The sequence below is a fragment of the Limnohabitans sp. Rim8 genome, from assembly GCF_945901735.1.
Taxonomy (GTDB): domain Bacteria; phylum Pseudomonadota; class Gammaproteobacteria; order Burkholderiales; family Burkholderiaceae_C; genus Limnohabitans_A.
Genome location: NZ_CAMDLM010000038.1, coordinates 23,882 through 30,026, shown reverse-complemented (window position 1 = coordinate 30,026; position 6,145 = coordinate 23,882). Strand labels below are relative to the sequence as shown.

Sequence of the window (6,145 nt, the reverse complement as noted above, 5' to 3'; positions counted from 1 at the left end):
TGCGGGGCCGGGGCGATGTGGCAAAGCGAAGCGCCTCTGAGCCCCGGCCCCGCACCCCGGCCTCTCACTCCCAAAGCTCCAACGACAACAAGCCAACACACATAAGAGACAATCCACCCCATGCTGATCCAACCTTCACAAGCCGATGTCCGGCGCTTTTTTTGCGGCGTTTACGCCAAAGCCCGCACAACGGCTCCGCTCGAACCCATGGAAATGTTGGTCAGCCAATGGATCGACGAGCACCCCGAATACCACGCCGAACTGGCCGATGTCGAGGCGGCGCTGGCCCAGATGATCCAGGTAGATCCGACCCGCGAAAACCCCTTCTTGCACCTCTCAATGCACCTGTCCATCAGCGAGCAATGCAGCATCGACCAACCTCGTGGCATTCGACAAGCCGTGGAATTGCTGACCCACCGGCTCAACTCGCTGCACCACGCACACCACCAGGCCATGGACTGCCTGGGCCGCATGGTGCACGAAAGCCAGCGCTCGGGCCGCATGCCCGATGGCGAAGCCTACATCGCCTGCGTACAGCGCAACGCCACCCAAGACTGAGGTCAGGGACCACGAACAAAGGCGAACAGACAACAAAAAACCCGCCAAGGCGGGTTTTTTGTTGAGAGAAATCAAAGCTTCAACGCAGGCGGGACTGGGGTACGACCTTCATATCGCCATCCAATGTGGCAATGTAAGCCGACATGGCCTTCAACTCGGCATTGGAAAACTGCTTGGCAATGCCACCCATGACGCCATTGTTGCGGCCCCAGGTGGCCAGGTTTTCGGTTTTGTAAGACTTGAGCGCCACATACAAAAAGTCTTTGTGCTGACCCGCCAGCTTGGGGTAACTCGGGTCGATCGGCTTGCTGAAATTGTCACCGTGGCAAGAAATGCATGCGCCTTTTTGCAGCAAGGCAGCGACTTTGGCGTCAGGCACTTTGGGTGTCTTGGTCACGGGCTCGGTTTTGCCATGTTGCTCGTAGTAAGCGCCCAAATCAGCCATGTCTTGCTCGCTCAGGCTGGCGGAAATGCCGCGCATGGTGGGGTGCTTGCGCTCGCCTTTTTGGTAGGCGTTGAGAGAGGCCACAATGTACTTGGCGTTTTGGCCCGAGATCATGGGCACGCGGTAGACCTCAGGGAAGCTGGCTTGGTAGCCCTTGATGCCATGGCAACCAATGCACATGGCGATTTTTTGCTCAGCGGCTTTGGCATCGCCCTTGATTTCCTGGGCATGGGCGGAGATGGCGGTCACGGAAGCGACAGTCAAGGCAAACATCGAGGTCAACAGCTTGTTCATTTTGCTCACACAATCCAAATGATTGATAAAAAATCAACTGCGGATTATATCGGGCTGACCCTCATAATCCTGACAAGCTTTATTCCTGTTTCAAAGAACTGTCCATGATCAAATTCCAAGGTACCGAAAAATACGTCGCCACCCCCGACCTGATGCTGGCCGTGAACGCCGCCATCACCCTCAAGCGCCCCCTTTTGGTCAAAGGTGAGCCCGGCACGGGCAAAACCATGTTGGCCGAAGAAGTGGCCGAGGCCTTGGGCCTGCCCCTGCTGCAGTGGCACATCAAGTCGACCACCAAAGCCCAACAAGGCCTGTACGAATACGACGCCGTGAGCCGTCTGCGCGACAGCCAGCTGGGTGAAGAAAAAGTCAAAGACATCGAGAACTACATCATCAAGGGGGTGCTGTGGCAGGCGTTCACGTCCGAGACGCCCATAGCCATCCTGATCGACGAGATCGACAAGGCCGACATCGAATTCCCCAACGACTTGCTGCGCGAGATCGACCGCATGGAGTTTTATTGCTACGAGACGCGCCAGCTGATCAAAGCCAAGACCCGTCCGCTGGTGTTCATCACCTCCAACAACGAAAAAGAGTTGCCTGATGCTTTCTTGCGCCGCTGCTTTTTCCACTACATCAAGTTCCCCGAAGCGGACACCATGCGCCAAATCGTGGATGTGCATTTCCCCACGCTCAAGAAAGACCTGCTGGCATTGGCGCTCAAGACCTTTTATGACGTGCGCGGCCTGCCCGGCCTGAAGAAAAAGCCCTCGACCAGCGAGCTGCTCGACTGGCTGAAATTGCTGGCGGCCGAAGACATCCCACTCGAAGCCCTGCAAAGTGCAGACCAAAAGTTGTCGGTCCCCCCACTGGTGGGCGCTTTGCTCAAAAACGAGCAAGACGTGACCTTGTTCGAAAAGCTGGTGTTCATGAACCAGCGCAACCGTTGAACATGAACCGATGACCTCTCCCAACCCTCTCACGGAAGGCATCTCAGATGCCGTGGGCTTTGTCGGCGGTGCATTGACCGGTTACTGGGCCGGCAAATGGCTGGGCCTGAATATTTTCAGTGCCGGTTACGACAACGCCAGCATTGGCGGCATTTTGCTGGTGGGCTTGGGTGGCGGTGCAGGTCTGCACTTGGCGCGCTTTTGGCGCAACAAACAAAAAGCCAAAGACAAGGACAATGACGCATCATGAATCCTTGGATCGCGCCCACTTCGCTATCGGGTGAACATGTTCAACTTGTCCCCTTGTCGCTCCTGCACCACGATGGTCTGGTGCAGTCCGTGCAAGATGGCGAACTGTGGAACCACTGGTACACCGCCATCCCCACCCCAGAGGGCATGGCGGCTGAGATCAACCGCCGTCTGGACTTGCAGGCCAAGGGCAGCATGTGCCCGTTTGCGGTGATCGACCCAGCCATCGGCCAAGCCGTGGGCATGACCACCTACATGAACATCGACGCGGCCAACCGCCGGGTGGAAATCGGTTCAACCTGGTACCGCAAAAGCGTGCAGCGCAGCCCACTGAACACCGAAGCCAAGCGCTTGTTGTTGGCCCACGCCTTTGATCAATTGAACTGCATCGCGGTAGAGTTCCGCACGCATTTTTTCAACCAACAAAGCCGCCGCGCCATCGAGCGCCTGGGCGCCAAGCTGGACGGCGTGCTGCGCAGCCACCAGATCAACCTACACCCTCTGGCTGTTGGCACACTGCGCGACACCTGCGTTTACAGCATCATTGCCAGCGAATGGCCCACGGTGAAAGCGCACCTGAGCCACCAATTGGATCGACCCCGGAAGGCCTCACCATGCTGATCGATTTTTTTTACACCCTGCGTGCCGCCAAAGTGCCAGTCTCGGTGCGTGAACTGCTCACGCTGCTCGAAGCCCTGCAGGCCAACGTGGTCGGCCCGGCGTCCGACGCCTGCAGCATCGACGATTTTTACCACCTCGCCCGTACCGTGATGGTCAAGGACGAAAAGCACTTCGACAAATTCGACAAGGCGTTCGGCGCTTACTTCAAGGGCGTGGAGATGCTGACCGACTTCAGCAAAGACGTGCCACTGGAATGGCTGGAACAGATCCTCAAGAAAGAACTCACGCCCGAACAAAAAGCCGCTATCGAAAAAATGGGCTGGGACGAGTTGATGGAAACGCTCAAAAAACGCCTGGAAGAACAAAAAGAACGCCACGAGGGCGGCAACAAGTGGATCGGCACGGGCGGCACCTCGCCCTTTGGCAATGGCGGCTACAACCCGCAGGGCATCCGCATTGGCGGCAAAGGTGGCAACAAAAGCGCCATTAAGGTCTGGGAGCAACGCGCCTACAAAGACTACGACGACCAACAAGAACTGGGCACACGCAACATCAAAGTGGCGCTGCGCCGCCTGCGCCGCTTTGCGCGTGAAGGCTCGCACGACGAATTCGATCTGGACAGCACCATCCGCAAAACCGCAGCCAATGCCGGTTATCTGGACATCCAGATGCGCCCGGAGCGCCACAACAACGTGAAAGTGCTGCTGCTCATGGACGTGGGCGGCACCATGGACGAGCACATCACACGTGTCGAAGAAATGTTTTCCGCCGTCAAGGCCGAGTTCAAACACCTCGATTTTTATTACTTCCACAACTGTGTCTATGACTTCATGTGGAAGAACAACAAGCGCCGCTACGCCGAAAAATTCCCCACCTGGGACATCCTGCGCAAATACAACAAGGACTACAAGCTGATCTTCATCGGGGACGCGACCATGAGTCCCTACGAGATTTTGCAAAAGGGCGGCAGCGTCGAGTACAACAACGAAGAGGCCGGGGCCGAATGGTTGCAACGCCTGACGCACACCTTCCCCAAATTCGCTTGGATCAACCCCGAGCCCCCAGGCGTTTGGCAATACCGTCAGAGCATCTCCATCGTTCAGCAGCTGATGAGCAACCGCATGTTCCCGCTGACCCTCAGAGGGCTGGAAGATGCGATGCGTTTGCTGAGCAAATGAGGTCGCCAGCGCGGCCCGCTGGCTTGTCGCGCACGGCCCTGACCTGGCTCTTGGCTGCGCTCGCAGCTGTGGCACTGGCCCCCTCCTGGGCACGTGCCCAAACGACCCCAACTGCGGCGCCCACCGCACAAAACCACACGCCCGCCAGCGCCCAAGCCTTCGGCCTGGAAGTGCTCAGCAGCGACGAGGCCATCCGCGACTTCTTGACGCAACACCTGGACTTGCAGCGCTACCGCACCCTGAGCGATCTGGACGAGATGGAGCTGACCCGCTTGCTGCGTGACGCAGATGTGCAGGCCCGCGAGCTGCTGGGCACGCTGGGTTTTTTCAAGCCAGCGCTGCGCTGGTCGCAAGACAAAAGCGCCAGCGCCGGCAGCTTGGGCCAGGTGCGGGTGGAGGTGGACACTGGCCCTGCCGCGCGCATCTCCGAAGTGCAGTGGCAGTGGTTGGGCGATGTGGCCGATGACCCCGAGGCGCGTGCTCAGCGGCAAGCCATCGAACAGCAATGGGCATTGCCCGTGGGCGAGACCTTCAGCCAAAACGGCTGGAGCGAAGCCAAAAACCAGGCCCTGCGCCAGCTGCTGGCCCAGCGCTACCCCTGGGGCCGCATCCTGCACAGCCTGGCGCTGGTGGACGAACCCAACAACCTGGTGCGGCTGTGGCTGACGCTGGAATCCGGCCCGGCCGTGCGGCTGGGGGCCTTGCAAATTTCCGGGGCCGAAAAGTACGGCGTCACCCAGGTCCAGCGCTTGGCGCGTTTGCCTGTCGGCCAGGTGTACCGTCAAAACGATTTGCTTGAAGCGCAGCAGCGCCTGGTCACCAGCGGCTTTTACGATTCGGTGTTTGTCAGCCTGGATGCACAAGGCGACCCGGCGCAGCCACCGGTCAAGATAGAACTGAAGGAAAGTCTGCGCCAGAAATGGGTGCTGGGCCTGGGCGTGCGCAGCGACAGCGGTGCCCGCTTGAGCGCCGAGCACACGCACCACAGCGTGCCGGGCCTGCATTGGCGTTCGGTCAGCAAGCTGTCCCTGGACAAGGACTTGCAAAGCGCGAGCCTGGACTTGCTGGCCCCACCGGACGCCAGCCTCTGGCGATGGAACACCTCGGCCAAATTCGACCGCGAAAACCTCTTTGACCTCCCCTTGCAAAGCCAACGCTGGCGCGCGGGTCGCACCAAACTGGGTGAAAACATTGACCGCTCTTACTTCGCCCAATACGACTCGGCACGGCTGCAAGGCAGCCTCCAGACCCAGCGCGAATCCATCAGTGCCAACTACAGCTGGACCCGACGCCACTTTGACAGCTTGCCCTTTCCCAGCCGGGGCCTGGGCGTGGGCATCGAGTTGGGGACGGGCGTGACGCTCGGCAGTCCGAGCGAGCCTTATGTGCGCTGGCTGGTCAAAGGCCTGGGGCTCGTGCCATTGGGCGCCAGCATGGGCCGCCTGGCCGTTCGCGCCGACATCGGCAGCGTGGTCAGCCGCGACACCGCCAACCTGCCCGCCACCCAGCTGTTTTGGACCGGTGGCGACAACAGCGTGCGCGGTTATGCCCCCAACAGCATTGGCGTGACCGATGCAACCGGCGTCACCACACCGGGCCGCTACCTGGCTGCGGGCAGCCTGGAATGGCAGCGCCCCATCCGCCACCAAGGGCAAGCCACCGATTGGGAAAGCGCCGTGTTTGTCGATGCCGGTGCGGTGGCCGATGACCCCGGGCAACTCAAACCCAAAATCGGCTATGGCCTGGGCGCCCGTTGGCGCAGCCCGGTCGGGCCGGTGCGCATCGACCTGGCCTATGCGCAAGCGTTGCAAAAGCTGCGCTTGCACCTGAGTGTGGGTTTCACATTTTGA

Annotated in this window: 7 protein-coding genes; 6 read left to right on the top strand and 1 reads right to left on the bottom strand. The window is 59.7% G+C overall.

The features are described from left to right. Positions 1-123 precede the first annotated feature (123 nt). Complete coding sequence (locus Q0O99_RS15385; protein WP_293752857.1) at positions 124-558, top strand: DUF1841 family protein; 435 nt, start codon at positions 124-126, stop codon at positions 556-558. A 79-nt stretch (positions 559-637) separates the two neighbouring features. Here the strand turns inward: Q0O99_RS15385 and Q0O99_RS15380 are convergent, their stop codons facing one another. Next, the gene (locus tag Q0O99_RS15380) at positions 638-1,297 is read right to left on the bottom strand and encodes a c-type cytochrome (protein WP_293752855.1); all 660 of its coding nucleotides are present in this window, start codon (positions 1,295-1,297) and stop codon (positions 638-640) included. 107 nt (positions 1,298-1,404) lie between these two features. On the opposite strand from Q0O99_RS15380, the gene Q0O99_RS15375 reads away from it, so the two are divergent. From Q0O99_RS15375 to Q0O99_RS15355, 5 genes are read left to right on the top strand one after another with little or no spacing between them, the layout of a single operon-like run. After that, positions 1,405-2,247, top strand: coding sequence for a MoxR family ATPase (locus Q0O99_RS15375; protein ID WP_293752856.1), 843 nt, complete (start codon positions 1,405-1,407; stop codon positions 2,245-2,247). 10 nt (positions 2,248-2,257) lie between these two features. After that, the gene (locus tag Q0O99_RS15370; protein ID WP_108353137.1) at positions 2,258-2,497 is read left to right on the top strand and encodes a hypothetical protein; all 240 of its coding nucleotides are present in this window, start codon (positions 2,258-2,260) and stop codon (positions 2,495-2,497) included. After that, on the top strand, positions 2,494-3,117 hold the full coding sequence (locus tag Q0O99_RS15365; protein ID WP_293752854.1) for a GNAT family protein: 624 nt from the start codon (positions 2,494-2,496) through the stop codon (positions 3,115-3,117). The genes Q0O99_RS15370 and Q0O99_RS15365 overlap by 4 nt, the downstream gene beginning before the upstream one ends. Continuing rightward, positions 3,111-4,295 (top strand): VWA domain-containing protein, encoded by a 1,185-nt coding sequence (locus tag Q0O99_RS15360; protein ID WP_293752853.1) that lies wholly within the window; start codon positions 3,111-3,113, stop codon positions 4,293-4,295. The genes Q0O99_RS15365 and Q0O99_RS15360 overlap by 7 nt, the downstream gene beginning before the upstream one ends. After that, a complete protein-coding gene (locus Q0O99_RS15355) occupies positions 4,292-6,145 on the top strand; it encodes an autotransporter assembly complex family protein (protein WP_293752852.1) in 1,854 nt (617 codons plus the stop codon). Before Q0O99_RS15360 ends, Q0O99_RS15355 begins: the two co-directional genes overlap by 4 nt.